This window comes from Terriglobales bacterium (assembly GCA_035691485.1).
Taxonomy (GTDB): domain Bacteria; phylum Acidobacteriota; class Terriglobia; order Terriglobales; family Acidobacteriaceae; genus JAIQGF01.
The window spans coordinates 1-18,868 of the sequence record DASSIZ010000057.1 but is presented as its reverse complement, the minus strand read 5'-3'; the positions used below and the strand labels follow the sequence as shown (position 1 = coordinate 18,868).

At 60.0% G+C, this 18,868-nt stretch carries 18 protein-coding genes; 13 read left to right on the top strand and 5 right to left on the bottom strand.

The genetic code is table 11. The features are described from left to right. Positions 1-468: 468 nt before the first annotated feature. Complete coding sequence (locus VFI82_07110; GenBank protein HET7184437.1) at positions 469-1,143, bottom strand: hypothetical protein; 675 nt, start codon at positions 1,141-1,143, stop codon at positions 469-471. A 244-nt stretch (positions 1,144-1,387) separates the two neighbouring features. Here VFI82_07110 and VFI82_07105 point away from each other — a divergent pair, with 244 nt between their 5' ends. Together VFI82_07105 and VFI82_07100 are read left to right on the top strand one after the other, a co-directional pair. Further along, positions 1,388-2,230, top strand: a complete 843-nt coding sequence (locus VFI82_07105; protein ID HET7184436.1) for a hypothetical protein — start codon at positions 1,388-1,390, stop codon at positions 2,228-2,230. A 691-nt stretch (positions 2,231-2,921) separates the two neighbouring features. Further along, on the top strand, positions 2,922-3,926 hold the full coding sequence (locus VFI82_07100) for a c-type cytochrome (GenBank protein HET7184435.1): 1,005 nt from the start codon (positions 2,922-2,924) through the stop codon (positions 3,924-3,926). 132 nt (positions 3,927-4,058) lie between these two features. Here VFI82_07100 and VFI82_07095 read toward each other — a convergent pair whose 3' ends face one another. Further along, positions 4,059-4,565 carry a cupin domain-containing protein gene (locus VFI82_07095; protein HET7184434.1) on the bottom strand — a complete coding sequence of 169 codons (507 nt, stop codon included), beginning with the start codon at positions 4,563-4,565 and terminating at the stop codon, positions 4,059-4,061. Between the two features lie 227 nt (positions 4,566-4,792). Between VFI82_07095 and VFI82_07090 the strand changes: the two genes are divergently transcribed. The 4 genes from VFI82_07090 to VFI82_07075 all read left to right on the top strand — a co-directional run bounded on the left by VFI82_07090 (position 4,793) and on the right by VFI82_07075 (position 9,173). Continuing rightward, entirely contained in the window at positions 4,793-5,926 is a 1,134-nt protein-coding gene (locus VFI82_07090) for a beta-propeller fold lactonase family protein (GenBank protein ID HET7184433.1), read from the top strand. An 89-nt stretch (positions 5,927-6,015) separates the two neighbouring features. Next, positions 6,016-7,269 carry an ABC transporter permease gene (locus VFI82_07085; protein HET7184432.1) on the top strand — a complete coding sequence of 418 codons (1,254 nt, stop codon included), beginning with the start codon at positions 6,016-6,018 and terminating at the stop codon, positions 7,267-7,269. A gap of 12 nt (positions 7,270-7,281) precedes the next feature. Beyond that, on the top strand, positions 7,282-8,547 hold the full coding sequence (locus VFI82_07080; GenBank protein HET7184431.1) for an ABC transporter permease: 1,266 nt from the start codon (positions 7,282-7,284) through the stop codon (positions 8,545-8,547). A gap of 140 nt (positions 8,548-8,687) precedes the next feature. Continuing rightward, positions 8,688-9,173, top strand: a complete 486-nt coding sequence (locus VFI82_07075) for a hypothetical protein (GenBank protein ID HET7184430.1) — start codon at positions 8,688-8,690, stop codon at positions 9,171-9,173. Positions 9,174-9,268: 95 nt separating this feature from the next. Here the strand turns inward: VFI82_07075 and VFI82_07070 are convergent, their stop codons facing one another. Beyond that, the gene (locus VFI82_07070; GenBank protein ID HET7184429.1) at positions 9,269-11,047 is read right to left on the bottom strand and encodes a tetratricopeptide repeat protein; all 1,779 of its coding nucleotides are present in this window, start codon (positions 11,045-11,047) and stop codon (positions 9,269-9,271) included. Positions 11,048-11,164: 117 nt separating this feature from the next. On the opposite strand from VFI82_07070, the gene VFI82_07065 reads away from it, so the two are divergent. The 7 genes from VFI82_07065 (at position 11,165) to uppS (ending at position 16,509) form a co-directional block, all read left to right on the top strand. Continuing rightward, complete coding sequence (locus tag VFI82_07065; protein HET7184428.1) at positions 11,165-11,389, top strand: DUF2905 domain-containing protein; 225 nt, start codon at positions 11,165-11,167, stop codon at positions 11,387-11,389. 124 nt (positions 11,390-11,513) lie between these two features. Continuing rightward, positions 11,514-12,884 carry an exodeoxyribonuclease VII large subunit gene (xseA, locus tag VFI82_07060; protein HET7184427.1) on the top strand — a complete coding sequence of 457 codons (1,371 nt, stop codon included), beginning with the start codon at positions 11,514-11,516 and terminating at the stop codon, positions 12,882-12,884. 133 nt (positions 12,885-13,017) lie between these two features. Continuing rightward, complete coding sequence (gene cdaA, locus VFI82_07055; GenBank protein HET7184426.1) at positions 13,018-13,875, top strand: diadenylate cyclase CdaA; 858 nt, start codon at positions 13,018-13,020, stop codon at positions 13,873-13,875. 45 nt (positions 13,876-13,920) lie between these two features. After that, the gene (locus tag VFI82_07050) at positions 13,921-14,580 is read left to right on the top strand and encodes a CdaR family protein (GenBank protein HET7184425.1); all 660 of its coding nucleotides are present in this window, start codon (positions 13,921-13,923) and stop codon (positions 14,578-14,580) included. A 64-nt stretch (positions 14,581-14,644) separates the two neighbouring features. Next, positions 14,645-15,265 carry a hypothetical protein gene (locus VFI82_07045; GenBank protein HET7184424.1) on the top strand — a complete coding sequence of 207 codons (621 nt, stop codon included), beginning with the start codon at positions 14,645-14,647 and terminating at the stop codon, positions 15,263-15,265. After that, positions 15,258-15,638 (top strand): transcriptional regulator, encoded by a 381-nt coding sequence (locus VFI82_07040; GenBank protein HET7184423.1) that lies wholly within the window; start codon positions 15,258-15,260, stop codon positions 15,636-15,638. Before VFI82_07045 ends, VFI82_07040 begins: the two co-directional genes overlap by 8 nt. 64 nt (positions 15,639-15,702) lie before the next feature. Continuing rightward, positions 15,703-16,509, top strand: a complete 807-nt coding sequence (gene uppS / locus VFI82_07035; protein HET7184422.1) for a polyprenyl diphosphate synthase — start codon at positions 15,703-15,705, stop codon at positions 16,507-16,509. Here the strand turns inward: uppS and VFI82_07030 are convergent. Next, positions 16,451-17,275, bottom strand: coding sequence for a SpoIIE family protein phosphatase (locus VFI82_07030; GenBank protein ID HET7184421.1), 825 nt, complete (start codon positions 17,273-17,275; stop codon positions 16,451-16,453). The two genes, uppS and VFI82_07030, sit on opposite strands and share 59 nt — an antisense overlap. A 191-nt stretch (positions 17,276-17,466) precedes the next feature. Next, positions 17,467-18,868 (bottom strand): hypothetical protein (locus VFI82_07025; GenBank protein HET7184420.1); only part of this gene is annotated, 1,402 nt, incomplete at its 5' end.

Here is an 18,868-nt window from a genome sequence, read left to right as displayed (position 1 = left end):
GTGAACGGCAGCCGTCGCGTGCGTTGATAAGCCAGTAAACGGTCCGAGAAAATTGGATCGAAACGTAAGTAGCTGCTTTAAAGCATCGAGTCGGATTACGAGACCCTTCGAGGCGTCCTGCCCAAGCAGGAATACCAGAGCATCCCCTACGACCTGCTCGGAGATCTCATTCGGACACTCAACCCCGAAGAGCGGAAGAAGGGTCGACGCGAGATGCTGTGCGTGCCGCTATTTTCGATTTTCTATACAGCGACAAGACCGAACCCCCCGAGGCATACACCGACGATGAAGTAAAATCCCGTTCCGAAGGCATTTTCCAGTACATGTTTTACGCGTATCCAACAGTGCCTTCGCCCTTGTTCACACCGATCACCGATCGATAGACACCGTACGACCGGCTGCTGCAGGATCGAGCCCGCAAGTCTGACTCACAACGTCAGGCACCGACTAGCGCCGGGTTACGCGCAATTAAAGGAAGTGGTGCAGCAGTCCCGCAACTTTGGCAACGAGCGCAGTGCAGCCGTTGATGGCTGCCGCTCCCTTCACTACATCCCATGCTGATTTGATGATTGTAGGGTTCGGTTCCGGCTTCGCGAGTTGAGATTGAATGGTGTCGATGTCGGCAACGAAGGCCAATTTTGTGGATTCCGGTACTGGAGAAGCCGTGATGGCATTGTGAAGCTCAGCGAGGGACTGCCCGAGGTCGCCAAATTTGGCATCGATCTGATTGCCGTCGCCAACCGTAATGATGTTCTGGCCAGTTGCTTCGATTTTGATATCGTGAAATTTTGGCATCGTAAATTCTCCGGGGCCTTCGATTTTGTCAATACCCGCAGCGGTTATTGTGTAAAAGTTGGTAGTGGAGGGGATGATTGTGCCGCCGGGCGCCGTGTACGATTTCTCGATCGCGTCCTCTTTCACCCACCCCTGACTGATCAGATATGTCAGGTTGCTCTGGACTTCCTGTTGGGACAATCCGTGGCTCGCCTTCAACTCCCGTTTCACGTCGCTTATCTTTACAGACGAGCCTTTCTTGCCCCGGCTGCTTGTGGCGTTTTTGTTGCGGCCGTAGAAGTAACCTAACATCATGGTGCGGATTTCATTATTTGTCAGGGCCGGTCGAGCTTCTTTCCACTTCGCCATAGCTCAAATTCCTTTCAAATCCACGATGCGAAAATAGCCCTTCTGGCGGCAGCACAAAACCGGGGGCAAACCGAACCGTGCGCGTCCACGCGAAATTCCGGTTGCGTCCCCAACCCTTCGTCGCCCAAAAAGGCCAGTATGGGCCGCAGCCACTTCCGCAGTAACTCTCGTCGGCAGAGGACGGCCCAATTATTTCGTAGACCCAGGCGCTACGCTGTCACCGCATCGCGATCTATTCAACGCGTTGGAATTCGCTGGTTATCGCGTACTCATCTCTTCGCCAGCGGAGAAGTTCGTACGCGCCCACATCGACGAACACGAGCAGTTGCCCAAAGCGCAGCACGGTGAGCATCCCTGCTATTACAACCGCCTCTGGTCGCCGCAACGCCCCACGGTTGTGTATGTCGGTTCGGTTGCATTTGGCATCGCCGTTATCGAAATGTCCGAGAAGGTCGAGCTTCGGTATGTAAACGGAAAGTACATCCGCGAATCGGATTACAAGCCTCCCAAAGCATCACCTCGGTTTATTGATCACAGTTGGACGACGACTAGGGACATTCCTTGTGGCCGCCTCCGGTTGAACGTCTACGCGCCGTATCCTGGTGTCTCCTGGTCGATGTTGTTTCAGGAGAGCAAGGATCGAGCGCTTACTACAGAGATTCCCAAGATCGTGAAGTCAATCAAGAACTCCAGTGAAACTCTAATGGAGAAGGTCAAAGAGGCGGAGCGGGAGGCAGAACTTCGGCGTCAACAGTGGGAGGAAGAACGAGAGCGGTGGCGGCAGGAGGAAGACCGTCGTCGCGTGTCTCAGTCCATCAAAGAGAGCCGTGAACAGCTTGCTAAAGTGATAGAAGACTGGGCAAGAGTAGTGAGCCTGGAGAAGTTCTTCGAAGGAGTGCAGAGTCGTGCCCAGGATCTACCCGCTGAGCAGCGCGAGGAAGTGCTGAAGCGCCTCGCGCTGGCTCGCGAATTTGTCGGCACACAGGACCCAATGGATTTCTTCCGCTCATGGAAAACACCCGTCGAAAGATACGTACCCTTGTCAATGCAGAAGCAAGCATCAAACGAAACCGAAGAGGGATACTGAGCCGACCCCGAAAATCATTTCTCTTTGAACCCAGATGGGCGCCGATCCCGTGGAAATGAAAGCTTGGATGAACTTCTGCCCGCGGCCTGAATTCCCTGTTATTTCCCTGTTCTAAGCATGGCCGGGATGACCTAATCTGCCCGAAGTAGCTTCTGGACTCGAGTTTCGCCTATTTGTACCTGCCAAGGCGCTAAAATTCCCTGATTTATACTCTGTTTAATGACGGAGAAGGGTTCGCATCAGACTGCTTGCTCCGCCAGATTCTTTGAGGCTCAACCGCATCAATTGCCCCAGCCAGCTCGCGGTCCGCCTCGCACAACCGGTGAAGAACATCCCGCTGCAGTAAGAATGTAGGAGCACAGACCGTTCTTACAACTCACGCACGAAATCATGAGAATGTGGGAGCCGGCGGAGCATCATTGCATCGGGGGCAGCCGGGGATTTAGAATTGCAGTTGTGTTAGATCGTCTCACGATATTGTTCCCCGCGACGCTTTTTCGTAGAGGTGTTCTGTTCCGAGGACGCCCGCTTGCCGGTTGCAAGCGGCCAGCAACCATCGTGTGCACGCCGTTGTGCCCGAGCAAATTGCCTACCACTCGCCCTCGCGAAGTGAGGTGGACGCCTCGCAGGAGTGTTTCATTCTCGACAAAGGCAACGGCTACGAAGAAATAATTGGAAGTGTGGCGCTTCGATGCTTCGAACGGTTCGACTGCTTGCATCATTGATCGCAATCGTGGGGTTGTGCAAGGCTGCCGGCCCGCGGTCTGCGGCCGACGTTGCTACCCCAGCACAAAATCACTCCCGGGCGGTAACGCTGGGCCACGTACAAGTGACACCCGTTCAGGGCCCGAGCTGGCTTGTACATCTCGGACGGCCGCTGAACGAATCGAGCATGGGGACGACCGGCCTGTGGGGGCCTAGTCCGATTCAGGAACAGGGAGCGGCCCCATTCAACATGACGCTGCCAATTGGAAGTTCACTGTCTCTGAGCGGCGCCGACCTTTATCGGCTTAGTTGCCGAGCTTGCCACGGAGACAGAGGCGAAGGCGTTCCGCCTGAAATCAACTCGATGATCAATCCGGTCCGGGCGACATCTCCGGAGTTGATCCTGGAGAGAATGAAAAAATCGGGTGCTCCGGTCAGCGTTGCAGTTGCCCACCAATTGGCATCCCAATCCAAGGCGGCACTGCTCAATCGCATCCATCATGGGGGCCAGAATATGCCAGCCTTTCCTCAATTGACCCCGGTTGAGGTGCAGGCACTAGTTGCGTATCTCGACCTCCTCGTCGGTATTCCCGAGGCGGAGAACAAACAGATGAAGCTCGAAATACCTTTTGCGCACGTAGGGGAGGATCTGGTGAAAGGCACCTGCCACATCTGTCACGCGGCAACGGGTCCTAATCCGGCACCCGGTGAAATCCTGCGGGGCGCAATTCCGCCGCTTGCGGTGCTTCCCAAGCGCGTTGATGTGCAGCAGTTTGTACAAAAAGTCACCGTCGGGCGTCCCATCACCATGGGCAATTTGGATCTCCAATATCGGGGCAGGATGCCAGTCTTCTATTATCTAAAGCCCGATGAGGTGGAGGCGGCCTATGTGTATCTTGAACGTTATCCGCCGGGCGAAGTTTCCCACCTCCAAGACCGCGCTCCTGCGAAGCCTGTCGGCAAAGCCAGAGTGGCGACGGAGGTTCACTAGTTCTCCTGTGCTCACGTCAATCCGCCAAGGCATAGGTCAGACGAGAGCAACGGGGGCAGCGTCGAGTTCGTCAGCCAGTTGCTCCGCCGGTGGCTTTCGCAGGCAAGTAAACAATCTTCGCTTTGGCCGCGTCTAGCGTCCGGCGCTGGCGGCAACTCTGGCTCCCATTGGCGGTCCCAGCAACTCAAGGCCGTACTTCTGGAATAGCGGCGCAATGACTTGCAGGTCGGGCTGAGCCATGCCGGAAGTGACCTGGGCAACTTCATCGAAGAAAATGTCGAGACCGGCAGGCTGCACGATCACCAGCAAACGCCCTGTCGTATTGCCTACGTTCTGGAACGTGTGCGCCGTGCCGCGCGGCGCGAACAGAGTGCAGCCGGGTCCGGCGGGAACCTGTTCGCCGTCAACTTCAAATACAAAATCACCTTCGATGATGTAGAAGGATTCGTCTTCACGACTGTGGCGGTGCAGCGGCGGGCCGCCCTGGGGTGGCGTGACGCTTTCCATGATCGCGTAGCTGCCGTCGGTGTCGGCGTGGCCGAGCTTGATCACGATCTGGTCGCCAAAGATGTCGAAGCGGACGTTGCGCGGGCCCCGGGCCTTGCCGGAATGGACGATGTGGGCTTTGGCGATGCTCATGGGCTGTACTCCTGATGGAACTGAGATGGCTATAACGGGTGTGGCTCCAATTTTATAGGAACGGCTGACTGATTCCAGAATCATGCCCTGGTCCCCGCAACTTTTTCGGGTCTGCGGGTGTTAAGATTTCAGCGTAAGGGTGTGCTGGAACGCGTCGCCGACGTGCGATGAGGTTTGCCTTCCTGATCTTCAATCCTGAATCCTGCGCAGTTGCAGCCGGAGTCGGTATGAGCGAAGTGGTCGTGTCCATTCAGCGGCGGTGCCGGAGGCTTAGCGGCCGGGCAGTTTCGATCGTAGTCTTGTTGCTTCTGTTCGGAGCCTACGTCGCCTGCGGTGGTGGCGGCAGCGCGGCGAAACTCTACGTCGTCGGCCTCGGTCTTCCCGATGTCCAGTCATTTTCAGTTGCCAGTTCCGGCACTTTATCAGCGGACACGACAGTGTTTGGAACGGGTTCGCGTCCGGACGCAATCGTGCTCACACACCACTTCGCCTACGTGCTCAATGCAGCGAGTGCTGCGCAGCCAGGCGCAATATCGGAGTTTGCGCTCAAGAGCAATGGGACGTTGTCACCGGCGCGAACCGCAACCGTTCTCTCCACCACCACTCTGTCCGCCACTCCTCCGAAAACGGGCTTGAATCCTCTGGCAATGGTGGCCGACTCGAAAGCTAAGTTTGTTTTCGTTGCCAATCAAGGTTCCAATTCGATTTCTGTGTACAGCATCGACGGCAGCACGGGCCTGTTGACGGAGGTCGCCGGTTCGCCATTTGCGACTGGCGCAGGGCCCAGCGGGCTGGCAGTGGTTTCTAGTACATTATTCGTTGCCAACCAGGGCGCAGGAACGATTTCGATTTATTCCTTCGACCAGAACGGCGCTCTGACGGCAGCCGGCTCGCCGGTTGCGGCGGGCGTGGCTCCCACCGCGCTCGATGTCGATTCCAGCGGCAAGTTACTCTACGCTGCCGACCAGGGCGGCAACACCGTCCTGGCGTTTACGATTTCAGGAAACTCGCTGGCGCCGGTATCCGGATCGCCTTTTGCCGCCGGCACTACCCCGGTTCACGTGCGCGTGATTGGCAGTGCCGTCTTCGTGGCGAACGCCGGTTCCAATAACGTTTCCGCGTACTCGATCTCAAGTGGGTCCGGCGCACTGGCCGCCGTGAGCGGCTCGCCCTTTGCCGCGGGAACCACGCCGGTGTTTATCGCTTCCGGGAATGGCGGCAAGACCGCCTATGTCGCCAACCAGGGATCGAACAACATATCTGCCTTTGAGATCGGAAGCGGGGGAGCGTTGAGCGCGGTCAGCAGTTCGCCTTTTGCGACCCTCGCCGCCAGTCCTACCGCCCTGGCCAGCAACAATTAATTGATCCCGGAACTTCCCCGCCCGGTTGACTCGTATGTCCCCGTAGAGCCTAATAGGCTTGGGGTGAGTTCGTGCCCGACCGGGCAGCCATGAAAATTCAGCGCTCCTTGAGCTTTCGTGAGCCGGCCACCATTGCCCTGGAAAGCTTGTGGGCACACAAGCTGCGCTCGTTCCTGACCTTGCTGGGCGTGATCATCGCGGTCACGGCCCTGATTGGCGTGGTGTCGGCCGTCAATGGGCTGAACACGTACGTGGCCGAGCGGCTGGCCAATTTCGGCGTGAATGTGTTCTATGTCACCCGATTTCCGATCATCACCAATGCCAAGGATTTCCTGCAGGCACGGCGCCACAACCGCAAGATTGACGTCAACGATTTCGAGTACCTGCGCGATCACATGGTTCTAGCCGACGCGGTCGGCGCCCAGGACTGGCGCACCATGGACGTTCGCTCCGGCAACCAGAACATCGAGGACGTCACCATTCGCGGCGCCACCGCCAATATCATTGACCTTTCGACCGACAAAGTCGCGCGCGGCCGTTTCTTCAGCGAAACCGAGTACGAGCACCGCATGAATGTAGCCTTCATTGGCAGCGATGTGGCGGACCGCTTCTTTGCCAGCGTCGATCCGGTGGGCAAGAACATCATGATCAACGGGGTGGGATTCGAAGTCATCGGTGTGGCTGACAGAAACGGCACCGCCTTCGGCCAGAGCCAGGACAATTTCGTTTACGTTCCCTTGACCGCGCTGCTCAAGAGTTGGGGACAGGAAGGTCCCAACACTTCCGGCCTGTGGGTGGCGGTCAAGTCAAGTTCGCCCGCGGTCATGGAGCAGGCGAAGGACCAGGCCAAGGCCTTCATGCGAGCCCGACGGCACGAGCGCTTCGAAGAACCGGACCGGTTCGGCATCATCTCCAGCGAGTCGGTGACCGGGCTTTGGAACCAGATCTTCGGGGGGCTGGCCAACGCCTCCATCGGCATTGTTTCGGTGTTCCTGGTCATTGGCGGCATCGTGATCATGAACATCATGCTGGCGACGGTTACCGAGCGGACGCACGAGATCGGCCTGCGCAAATCGCTGGGCGCCCGCAGGCGCGACATCCTGCTGCAATTCATGGTCGAGTCATCTGTCATGGCGGCGGTGGGAGGTTTCCTCGGTGTTGCGGCTGCCTTTGTGGTGACCTTGACGGTTCGCAGCCTGACCTCGATGCCGATGCGGACTCCGATCAACGCCGTCATTCTCTCGCTCGTCGTTTCCACCGTCATTGGGTTGTTTTTTGGTCTGTGGCCGGCTTTGAAAGCCGCCAAGCTGGATCCCGTCGTCGCGTTGCGGGCAGAGTTGTAACGGGTAGGACGCATGCCGCTGCTGACCACATCGAAACGCCAGAGCCTGCGCGAGAACGTGATCATGGCGCTGGACACGCTGCGCAACAACAAGCTGCGCTCGGCGCTGACGTTGCTCAGCATCATGGTTGCGGTTGCCACCTTGATCGTCGTGGTGGCGCTGCTCATGGGCCTTGACCGGAACATCCAGGACCAGGTGCAGGGCTACGGCACCAACACCGCATTTTTTTCGCACCTTCCCACCGGGCCGCACTTTGGCCGACTTAGCAAGGAAGAGCGCATGCGCAAGCCGCTCACTTACGACGATTTTCTGGTGGTGCGCGATGTTTGTACCGCGTGCATACACGTGACGGTTTCCATTTTCAGAAACGACGCTCCCAACTGGATCCGTTACAAGGGGGAAGAGGTCACGGGCCTGGACTTCCGCGGCGCTACGGCCGAGTTCTTTTCTGTCTATGCCAACGCCGTCATCAAGGAAGGCAGGTCCTTTACCGAGGTCGAAAACCAGCACCACATGGCCTACGTCGTACTGGGTGAAGACTCGGCCGGGGGACTGTTTCCCGCCGGCGGCGCGGTGGGAAAAACGATCACCATCAATGGCTCGAGTTTCGAAGTCATCGGCACGTTCGAGAAACCAAGAGGGGGGCTGGGGGGCCCGGACAATAGCGATCGCCGGGTTGTCATTCCCTACTGGACTTTTCGAAAGATCTATCCGCTCGCCAAGGAGCACGGCATTCGCATCGAAGCTTACCCGGGCCGGCTTGATGTTGCGGTGGACCAGACGCGGGTCGCGCTGCGCCGGACGCGCAAGCTGATGTACGACAAGGCGGATGACTTCAGCTTCCAGACCGCGGAATCGGCGATCCGGGAATTCCACAACATTGTCGGCATGGTGGCGCTGGCCATCATCGTGATTGCCTCGGTGGGCATGATGATTGGCGGCGTCGGCGTCATGAACATCATGCTGGTCAGCGTCACCGAACGCACCCGCGAAATTGGCGTGCGCAAGGCCATGGGGGCCCGCCGCCAGGACATCATCTGGCAATTCCTGACCGAAGCCATGGTGATGGCTGGAACCGGCGGCCTGGTCGGCATTCTCCTCGGTTACGCCATCAGCGGGACGATCAAGATGGTGGTGCCAACTTTGCCGACGTTCGTCCCAATATGGGCCGTGCTGTCGAGCTTCATGGTTGCTACCAGCGTGGGCTTGTTTTTCGGAATGTATCCCGCGGTCAAGGCGGCGCGGCTTGATCCGGTGGTTGCGCTGCGCTACGAATAGGGGTTCACAACTTCTCCCAGTCTCCGGGGTTTAGGAAATAAGGGTTGGGCCCTGCGTGCCAGTATGCATCTAAGGTGTTGACCGTGGCCATGCAGCGGCTGCAAATCTCTTGTCGAAAGCACCCTTAACAAGGAGCACAAATGACTAAAGCACGTACAGCAATAGCTCTTGCGATTCTTCTCGCGGTTGCTCTGCCGGTTTCCATGCTCGCGCAGAGTGATGCGCCGCCGGCGCAGAGCCAGGGGCAGATGGGCGAGCACCACGATCACATGGGGCGCATGGGCGGACCACCGAGCCCGCAGGCGCACCTCGACCATCTTTCCAGCATGTTAAACCTTACCGACGATCAGAAAGCCAAGATCAAGCCTATCCTGGAGAGCACCGATTCGCAGGCCCAGGCCATCCGCCAGGACACGTCGCTTTCGCCGCAGGACCGCCGCACGAAGATGCGGGACTTGCACGAAAAGACGATGGCGCAGGTAAAAGACATTCTGACGCCGGAGCAGCAGTCGAAGCTGGAACAAATGAAGAAGCAGCACGAAGGCATGGGCCACGGCAAAGGCATGGGTCATGGCGCGGGAATGGGTCCGGACAGCGGTCAATCACAAAAGCCGCCCCAGAACTGAGCAGGACCAAGCACTAATCCCAGCTGAGCTTGCAGGCCCCGGCACCCCGCCGGGGCTTCACTTTGTCGGGAAGGAATTCTGAGCGGATTGCTGACTCACTGTGCAGCGCCCTGCAATCGAACCATGCGGGCGCGGGCGTCGGCGTTCCCGGGGTTGATGGCGAGAGTAGCCTCGAAGGCGCGTGCGGCGTCGGCAGCTTTGCCTTGCTGTTCCAGGATCAAGCCTAAGGCATAGTGATATTTCTCGCTGTGCGGCTGGCGTTGCACGGACTGGCGAATGGCCCACTCCGCCTTCGGCAGCTTGCCCAGCTTCAATTCAGTCATCGCGACGTAGGCAAACTGGTCGGCATGGACGTCCTCGGGACGAATCTCGACTCCGCGTTCCAGGTAGGGCTCGGCTTCGATGTAACGGCCCATCAGGTAATAGGTATAGCCGAGACTAAAGTTGGTGTGCTGATCCCAGGCATCCTGGTCCATCGCATCATGCAACAGCGCGAGGGCCTTGTCGTACTGCCGGCGTTTGCCCATCTCAATGCCCAGGCCGGTGAGCGCAATCGGATTGTGAGGCGCGATTCGCGTTCCGCGATAGAACAGCAGCAGATTGCTGGCCCAGTGCCCCTGTTGCATGATATTGCCGACTGCCAGCGCCCCGATAATCACGGTCGCGATTGCAGCCTGCGTCAAGGGCACATTCAGCGCCCTATGTTCGGGTCCGGGAACCCGGCGAATGGCACAGGCCAGCAGCAAGGCAAAACCAATGCACGACAGGTAAAGATAGCGGGCGTGGGCGAAATCCTGCGCCGCCAGCGCCGCGATATAAAGTACGGGCATGATGGGCAGCAACATCCAGAGAGAAGCAAAGCGGACGACGCGCGCACTGCGGTCGTCGCCGGTCCGCGCCAGGAACCGCGTCCATGCGTAAATGGCGACGAAAATCGCGATGAGTGCGATCGATGGCAGCAACACCGCCGTAGTGCTGAAGCGCGGCACCAGCTTCATCTCGTACTCCGGACTGATGGGCCAGGGAAATACGAGCAGGCGGAGGTAAAACAGCAAGAGCGAAGGCGCGGTGAGCGCCATCTTCAGCGGGGTCGCGGGATTGCCACTCCTGTCCATCCGCGCTTCGATGATGTGGTGAATCAAACCGTAGATCAGGGTCAGGGGCAGGTACGGTAAGACTGCCATTGCGGCAGAACGAGCGCGGGGGATCCAGCCAGAATCTGTCGCGGCCACAAGAAATGTAAACACGGAGACCAGCGGCAGCAGCATGACCGCGGGTTCTTTCGACATGAGCGCCAGCGCGTACGCGCCGAGGCTGGCCAGGAGCCAGGGGCCGGAGTGGTACTCACGCCAATTGAGGAAGGCGAGGAATGCCGCGATTAGCCAGCAGGCCAGCAGCGGGTCGGTGCATCCGGAAACCCAGGCGACACTTTCGATCAGGGCCGGGTGCACGCCAAAAATCAGCGCCGCGATGATTGCGGTGGCGCGGTCACGCGTCAGGCGCAGCGCCAAGCCGTACACCAGGACCGTCGCCAACGCATGGAGCAGTACGGTGAAAGCATGGAAGCCGGCAGGACTGGTGCCGAACAGGGCGTGTTGGAACAGCAGCCACAGCAAAAACAGCGGCCGCCAGTAGACGCCCGAAATTCCCGCGAATGCCCACACGTGCTTGGTGAAGTATTGCGGGATGTAGTGCCAGGAAAGCCAGGAGTTGTCGACGATCTGGAAGGGATCGTCGTAAACGAATTGGAAGCCGACCGTCCCCAGGTAGACCAGGCACACCACACCGCTGATCAGCGCGGGCGCCAGCCAACTCCTCTGCTGCCGGAAAATGCTCGGCGCCTCGGTACGGGCAAGTTGCGCAGTGGAACTCATCGGGTGTGATTTATGAATATCATAGAATCTTGCGGTTCGCGGTTGCTGAATCGGTATCAACTGCGCGGCATGGCGGCTTGGCGGCGAGGCGATGCGCCAGGGTGTTCAGAGGGATGGATGGGCGAACTCGGCAAAATCCTGATCTTTTTAGGCATACTTTTGGCTGTCTTCGGCGTGGTTCTCGTCCTGGGGGGCCGCTTGCACCTGCCGGTCGGGCGGTTGCCGGGTGACATCGTCTATCGCGGCAAGAACACGACTTTCTACTTTCCCATCGTGACCTCAATCGTGATCAGCATTGTGCTGTCACTTGTCTTGTATCTGATCAGCAGGTTCAGTCGTTAAGGGCTAATCGGCATCCGGTCGTCTTATTTCTCGCGGCGGGGATTTAGTCCGCCGGATGTAGTCCGGTGGATTGAAATTCCGCCGCTACACCCGTGGTCTGCACCCTGGGTTACACTGCCTTCGAGTGTCTATCCCTGATCAACTCGGCTTTACCTTCCAGGCGCCGGCGCGCCGCATCTGGACGGTCAAGGACTTGATGGGCGCGGTGCGTACCGCCGTCGAGCGCGAGTACACGGACATCTTTGTCGAGGGTGAGATTTCGAACTATCGTCCCGCGGAGTCGGGCCACCTGTACTTCACGCTGAAAGAAGACGGGGCGCAGATGCGGGTGGTCATGTTCCGCTCACAGGCGCGACTGCTGAAATTCAAACCCGCGGAGGGCATGGCCATCATCGCGCGAGGGCGGGTGACGATTTACGAGCCGCGCGGCGAGCTGCAACTCGCGGCCGAGTACCTGGAGCCCCGAGGTGCGGGCGCGCAGCAGATCGCATTCGAGCAGTTGAAGCAGAAGCTGGCGGCGGAAGGCCTGTTCGACGCGTCCCGCAAAAAGCCGATACCGGTGCTGCCGCGAAGGATTGGGGTGGTAACTTCGGCGCGCGGCGCGGCCATCCGCGACATCGTCAACATCGTGCGCCGGCGGCATCGCGGCCTGAACGTCCTCATATACCCGGCGCAAGTACAAGGGGAGGCGGCGCCGGGCGAGGTCAGCGCCGGCATCCGTTATTTCAATCGCGCCAAGAACGTCGATGTCATCGTGGTAGCGCGCGGCGGCGGTTCGATTGAGGACCTGGCAGCCTTCAATCATGAAGGACTGGCGCGCGTGGCGGCTACATCCGAGTTACCGCTGATTTCCGCGATTGGCCACGAGACCGACTTCACCATCCTGGATTTTGTCGCGGATTTGCGTGCCCCTACGCCCTCAGCAGCGGCGGAACTGGTGATCGAGTCGCAGCACCAGCTGGAGCAGCGGGTCAGCACAGCCCGCCAGCGGCTGGCGCGCGCCGCGAGATATCAGCTGCTCATCGCCAAGCAGACGCTGACGCAACTGGCGCAACATGGAGCGTTTGCGCGCATGCACGACCTGATCGGCCGCCGCCAGCAGCGGTTGGATGAACTGGTGTTCCGGATGGCGTCTGCCGAGCGCAGGCGCTTGCAGGAGTACCGCACGCGGTTGGACGCGGCAGCGTTAAGGGTACGCGCGCGCGATATGCGGTTGACACTCGAGTCCATGCGGCGCGACATCGAAGGCAGGACGGCAGTGCTGATCTCAGCGGCGCGGGCGGACTTGGCAAAGCGACGGGCGCGCTTGGAAGGTGTGGGCGGAAGGTTGGAAGCTCTTTCTCCCTTGAACATACTCGAACGCGGCTATGCGCTGGTGTTCGACGCTGGCGGGCGGCTGGTCAAGGACGCAAATAGCGTTGCGCCTGGCGACGAAATCAGGGCGCGCGTGCATCGCGGCAACATCGACGCGACGGTGCGGAAAACCTCCGGTTAGTTGCGAAGCCGACGCTGGCAATTTTCGCGCTCGGTAAAGTTTTGTGATTCCTGAAAGGTCCTACCAATCCGCGCGCCGGTTCGGCTTACAATGAACTGCAAGTACGAGACATCGCACGGAAAGGAGCGCGTAAGTGACGCCGGACTGGCTGCAGATTCCACACCTGTCCGCGGTGTCGGTCCTCGACATCGTGCTCGTGGCCGTGCTCATTTACGAGTTCCTGGTCCTGATCCGCGGCACACGCGCCGTGCCCATCCTGGTCGGAGTCGGTGGGCTGGCCCTCGCGTTTTACCTGGCGCATACCTTTGAACTGAAGACGGTGAATTGGCTGGTGGGCACGCTGCTGCCCTACGCGATTTTTGCGCTGATCGTCGTCTTCCAGGCGGAAATACGGTTCGCCCTGGCCAAGCTTGGGCGCAAACTGACGCTTTCGCGCATGTCGGCGGCGGTGGCCGAGACTTATGACGACATCGTGCTCGCCGCCAACCTCTTCGCGCAGAACCAGACCGGCGCCCTGGTGGTGATCGAGCGGGAAATCGGGCTCCGCACCTACATCGAGAGCGGCGTGCCCATGGACGCGCAGCTGTCCTACGACCTGCTGGCGACGATTTTCCGGCCCAGCGCGCCGCTGCACGATGGCGCCGTGATCATTCAGAAAGATCGCATTGCCGCGGCCGCCTGCTTTCTGCCCCTCTCCATGAACCCGGTCCTGTCGACGCAACTGGGAACGCGGCATCGCGCGGGAATCGGCATTACCGAGGAAACGGACGCGATCGCGGTCATCGTTTCCGAAGAGACCGGAGCCATCAGCATCGCCGTTGCCGGCAATATTGAGCGCGATATCAGCGTGGAGGCGCTGCGCGAACGTTTGAGCGAGCTGCTGCGGCGGTACGTGCCGCACACCACGCTTCCGACCCCGGTGGCCACCACGCTCGAACAGGCCGAGCGGCGTCTGGCGCCCCCCAAGCTGGAACGCGCGGACCACGACTAATGGCCGGCGACGATGCTTCAGTTTGTTGAGTTGATTACATAGAACATGGATTTTCTCCGCAAATACGTGTTCCACAACTTCGGGCTGAAGCTGTTGTCGCTCGTGGTCGCGGTGTTGTTGTGGCTCGCGGTCACGCGCGACCCGGTGGCGGAGATCGCGCTCAACGTCCCCATAGAATTTCACAACGCGCCAGAACATCTGGAGATCAGCTCGGAAACCATTCCGCAGGTTCTGGTGAGGGTGCGCGGGCCGGTGCGCGAGGTGCGCGACCTGTCGCCATCGGAAGTGCACGCGATCATCGATCTTGCCCGCGTGCAGCCGGGAGAGCGCACTTACGACCTGGCGCCCAAGCGCATCCGCGTGCCGGATGGCGTGGAGGTGGTCCAGGCGGTGCCCAGCCAGATCCGCATCAATTTCGACCGGCGCGAGAGCCGGCAGGTGGAAGTGAAGCCGCGGGTGATCGGCACCTTCGCCAGCGGCTACCGGATTGAGAAGGTCGTGCCCGTTCCGCAGTCGGTCACCATTGTGGGTCCGGCCGGGCACGTGCAAGCGGTGGAGACCGCGATCACCGACCCCGTCGATGCCTCCGGGGTGGTGGGCGTCGCAACCTTCGTCACGCACGCCTATGTTTCCGATCCCCTGGTGCGTCTCGCGGATCCCAGCCCCATCCGGGTAACGGTTACCACCGAAAAACAGAAGAAGTAGGTCCCTTCTGCTTTGCAATACAAAGTACTTGACAAGATTTCGTGCGCGGCGTATTTTCATTTTTATGTCCGAGGCGAAGCGATGCCGTGTCACCCGCGTTCGGCCGGCGGTGATCTCCCCGCCGGCCAACGCCATTGATGACCTGCGCTTCATTCGCCAGACGCTGGAAAACTCGGCGTCGTTTACCGCCGTACCTGGATGGGGCATGGTTGGCATGGCGTCCACCGCCTTGGCAGCCGCAGCCCTCGCGTGGCGACAGCCGCGCTTTGAGCGGTGGATGGCGGTGTGGTTGGCAGAGGCAGTCGTGGCGCTGGTGCTGGCGATGTGGACCATGCAGCATAAAGCGCGGCGTGCGCAAGTGCCTCTCCTTTCCGGACCAGGCCGGCGATTCCTGCTGAACTTTACGCCGCCGATGCTGGTCGGCATCGTGCTGACGGCGGCGATGTACCGCGGCGGCTCGTTGCACGCCATCCCCGGCATGTGGCTGCTGCTCTATGGCACTGCGGTGGTTAGCGGTGGCGCCTTCTCGGTGCGCATTGTGCCGGTCATGGGAAGCTGTTTCATGTTCATTGGCGCGCTGGCGCTGCTGGCGCCCGGGCAGTGGAAGAACTGGTTCATGCTTGCCGGCTTCTGCGGGCTGCACGCGGCATTCGGCTGGCTGATCGCCAGGAGGCACGGTGGCTAAGCCAGATCCAAGACGTCACGGGGAGAGACACGGGCAGGCGCGAGGCGCGCCTGTGCCGCGCCCCCGCGCCGAGCAGGGCCTGCCGGAGTTGGATCCGCTCATCCATGAGCGCCTCCGGCTTGGCATTGTGAGCGCTTTGGCGGTGAATGAGCGGCTGACCTTCAATGAGCTGAAACGCGTCCTGCACGCTACCGACGGCAACCTCAGCGTGCACGCGCGCAAGCTCGAGGAGGCGGGATATGTCGGCTGTGACAAGTACTTCGACGGCCGCGTCCCCAAGACGGAGTACTGGCTGACGGCGGCGGGTCGGCGCTCGCTGCAGCGCTATCTCGACCAGATGGAAGAAATCATCCGCACGGCGAGGCAGGGATAATTTTTTTTGTTCGCGTAAGCTTTACATTGCAAAGTTATTTACATTAATGGTTCAGGCAGGGAGCATGGGAACGGGAAACGGCAAAGCGAAGTTGCACGTGGGCATCATCATGGACGGCAATGGCCGGTGGGCGCTCGGGCGAGGCCTGCCGCGGGTGGCCGGGCATCGCGAAGGCGCCAAGTCGGTGCGGAGCATCATCGAGGCCGCGCCCGACCTCGGCATCGGTACCCTCACCCTTTACGCTTTTTCCAGCGATAACTGGCAGCGGCCGCGTCCGGAGGTCGATGCGCTCATGCGGCTGTTCTTGCGCTACTTGCGATCGGAGACCGCGGAGTGCGTGCAGAAGGAGGTGCGCATCAGCGTGATCGGCCGCCGCGACCGGCTGCCGCTGATTCTGCAAAGGGAGATCGAGACTACGGAACAAGCCACCCGCAACGGCCGCCGCTTGCTGGTCCGCCTGGCGGTGGACTACTCCGCTCGCGAAGTGATTTTCGAAGCCGCTCGCCGCACCGCAATGGAGGCAGCGCTGGCGGTTCAAAATGGCGAGCCGCCGCGTTTGCCCACCCGCCATGCCTTCACGCAGGCGATGGCGGACGTGATGTATGCCGATGCTGCGGCCGATGTGGATTTGCTGGTGCGCACCGGGGGCGAGCAGCGGATCAGTGATTTCATGCTTTGGGAAGCGGCGTACGCCGAACTCGTCTTTACGCAGCAGAAGTGGCCCGATTTCGACGGCGATCAACTAGCCCTGGCGGTGGAGGAGTTTCACCGCCGCGAGCGACGCTTTGGGGCGGTCCCGGAAGCGGCCCTGGTCAGCTCTCAATTGTCATGGCCATCGCAACCGCCGAGCGGACCAGTGCTATCGCGGTAGTGTCGTTGTCCCCCAGAGGGTCGGTCTCCGCGATCTGTTGACTGCCGCGATCGAAGAGCCGGTTCTTCTTCTGCGCCTCCAGGAACTCGCGCAGTGAATCCAGCAAGTGATGGCAGAGTTGCTGCGCGTCGTGGCCCGAAGCCTCCTTCAGCGCCTGCTTGACTCGTTCCATGCCGAACTCTTCCTTGTGCGCCTTGGCTTCCACCAGCCCGCGGGACACCATGACCAGGGCCGCGCTGTGCGGAAGCGCGCAAATCTGCGCGTCGTGGGTGGCGTGGGAAAACAGCCCGAGCGGCAGGCCGCTGGCTTCCAGCGTATCCACCTGGCCGTCGTGCTTGAGCAGTGCGGGGGTGTGGCCGGCATTGATGTAGCAGCAGGTCCCGAGCACCTCGTTGTAGCAGCCCAGGAAGGCGGGTGCACAGCGCACTCCGCCGGCGGCTTCCATGATGCCGCGATTAATGTCCAGCAGGACGCTGGTGATTGCGACCGGTTCGTTGACCGTGTCGTTGTAGAAGATGTCGGCGGAGCCATGGAATACGTCCTGCACCGCGGCCGCGATGTGCAGCGCCTCCGCCCGCTTGCCGGCGATGTCGAGCAGAAGCACCAGCAGGCGCGAGGAACCGACCTGGATGAAATCGTAAAAATCGCCACCGATGCGGGCGCCGCGGTAGAGCGCGCCGACGCGTACCGTGGGCAGGTCGGGAAGCTTGGCGGGAGCGGGTTTGCGTAATTCAGGTTCGGGAGGGCGGGAGCGGAAAAACTTCATTCGGGCACCAGGAAGAGGAGCGCAAAGAAAGTTAGCACAACCGCTTTGAGTTGTCAGTGGCGAGTTGGCGCGGAAAACAAGCGGATCCGTGGTCGTGGTTCGACTTCAGGAATTTTTTCAAAAAGAAATGTTGCAAAAGAAAAGCCCACCTGGGGCTGGATAGCGGCCAGGTGGGACACAAAACCGCCAGACTAAAAGATCAATTTCAATACGAACTGTAGCTGCCGTGACGATCCGGAATCGCCATTGGGGAACCGGGTTGCGTTGATCACACCGAACAGGGACGTCGCGGTCGGATTGACGGCGACGCGACCGGCGTTCGACGTAACCGTGCCGGGGTTCGCGAAATTCGGACGGTTGAACAGATCGAATGCCTCAAACCGGAATTCGTTGCTTAACCGTTCCGTGATCTTGGTTGTCTTGGTCAGCGAGAAATCAACGTTCCTGAAGTTCGGTCCGACCAAGGCGTTGCGGCTCATATTTCCAAAGTGGTAGACGTTGCTGCCACCAACCACCGTCACCGGAATCGTCAGGAGTGCGTTCGCAGGGCAGATGCCGCGCGGATCGCAGACGATATTGGAGGGGAACCACTGGACCAGGCCGGCATTAGGTCCAGTGGTGATGATCTGATTGACAATCGGAATCGTCCCGCTCACGTCAGGGCGAATTGTCGCGCGCCCGGTAAAGGAGCTAATGCCGGTGCCTGCCGCCGGGTCGCCGGCAAGAATATTGATCGGGCTGCCGGACTGAAGGGTTAGGATCCCGGAGAGGCGCCAGCCGCTCACCAGGCGGTTGCCTTGGAATGGAAGGTCATAGACCGGGCCGAAGGTGAAGCGGTGGCGGGCATCGAAATCAGACGGGCCGTAGTCCTGCCGCACATTGAGGCTGTTCGATGGACGATCGCTGCTGGCGAAGGTGTCCTGTGAGCTATAGTCCAGCGACTTGGACCAGGTATAGTTGGCGGTGAACTGCAACCCCCTGGAAATCCTGCGATTTCCAGTAACCCACAACGCGTTGTAATTCGAATTCCCATTGCTGACCCAGTCATCGAGCACTTTGCCCAGCGGCAGACCTGGAGCGATCGGACTTGAGGCCGATATCGCTGGAAAGGGTAGAACGCCATTCACGGGTTGGTTGAGGTTAATCCGCGAGCGCAGATGTGTGCCCTTGGATCCGAAGTAGCCGATCGTCAGGATCGTGGAAGGGGTGAGCTCCCGCTGCAAGTTCAGATTGTAGGACTGGACGTTTCCGTTCTTGAAGTTCTGGTCAATGGTTCCGGAACCGAGGTTGGCGCCCGCGGCTGCGGCGTCGGCATTCAACGATTCCAGGTGAGTGAACGGCTTGGCCCCGCTCGGGTTGAACCGGAAGGTGGTCACGAAGGGCGGGTTGGACGTCAGAGCAATTCCCGGGGAAGTTGCGTAAGCGATCCCGTACCCGCCACGAAAGACGGTTTTGCCGTCATGGAAGAGGTCCCATGCGAAGCCGACCCTGGGTCCGAACTGCTTGTAATCGGTATGGAAGAGCCGCGGCAGGGCTGAGGTTCCGACCTGAACGATCTGCGCCGTCGATGGGATGAATTCGCTCATCCGGTTC

Bases quoted from the DNA above. Each gene is read 5' to 3' on its own strand.
- VFI82_07110 (HET7184437.1), bottom strand. From the start codon at position 1,143: ATGGCGAAGTGGAAAGAAGCTCGACCGGCCCTGACAAATAATGAAATC.
- VFI82_07100 (HET7184435.1), top strand. From the start codon at position 2,922: ATGCTTCGAACGGTTCGACTGCTTGCATCATTGATCGCAATCGTGGGG.
- VFI82_07095 (HET7184434.1), bottom strand. From the start codon at position 4,565: ATGAGCATCGCCAAAGCCCACATCGTCCATTCCGGCAAGGCCCGGGGC.
- VFI82_07090 (HET7184433.1), top strand. From the start codon at position 4,793: ATGAGCGAAGTGGTCGTGTCCATTCAGCGGCGGTGCCGGAGGCTTAGC.
- VFI82_07085 (HET7184432.1), top strand. From the start codon at position 6,016: ATGAAAATTCAGCGCTCCTTGAGCTTTCGTGAGCCGGCCACCATTGCC.
- VFI82_07080 (HET7184431.1), top strand. From the start codon at position 7,282: ATGCCGCTGCTGACCACATCGAAACGCCAGAGCCTGCGCGAGAACGTG.
- VFI82_07075 (HET7184430.1), top strand. From the start codon at position 8,688: ATGACTAAAGCACGTACAGCAATAGCTCTTGCGATTCTTCTCGCGGTT.
- VFI82_07070 (HET7184429.1), bottom strand. From the start codon at position 11,047: ATGAGTTCCACTGCGCAACTTGCCCGTACCGAGGCGCCGAGCATTTTC.
- VFI82_07065 (HET7184428.1), top strand. From the start codon at position 11,165: ATGGGCGAACTCGGCAAAATCCTGATCTTTTTAGGCATACTTTTGGCT.
- VFI82_07050 (HET7184425.1), top strand. From the start codon at position 13,921: ATGGATTTTCTCCGCAAATACGTGTTCCACAACTTCGGGCTGAAGCTG.
- VFI82_07045 (HET7184424.1), top strand. From the start codon at position 14,645: ATGTCCGAGGCGAAGCGATGCCGTGTCACCCGCGTTCGGCCGGCGGTG.
- uppS (HET7184422.1), top strand. From the start codon at position 15,703: ATGGGAACGGGAAACGGCAAAGCGAAGTTGCACGTGGGCATCATCATG.
- VFI82_07030 (HET7184421.1), bottom strand. From the start codon at position 17,275: ATGAAGTTTTTCCGCTCCCGCCCTCCCGAACCTGAATTACGCAAACCC.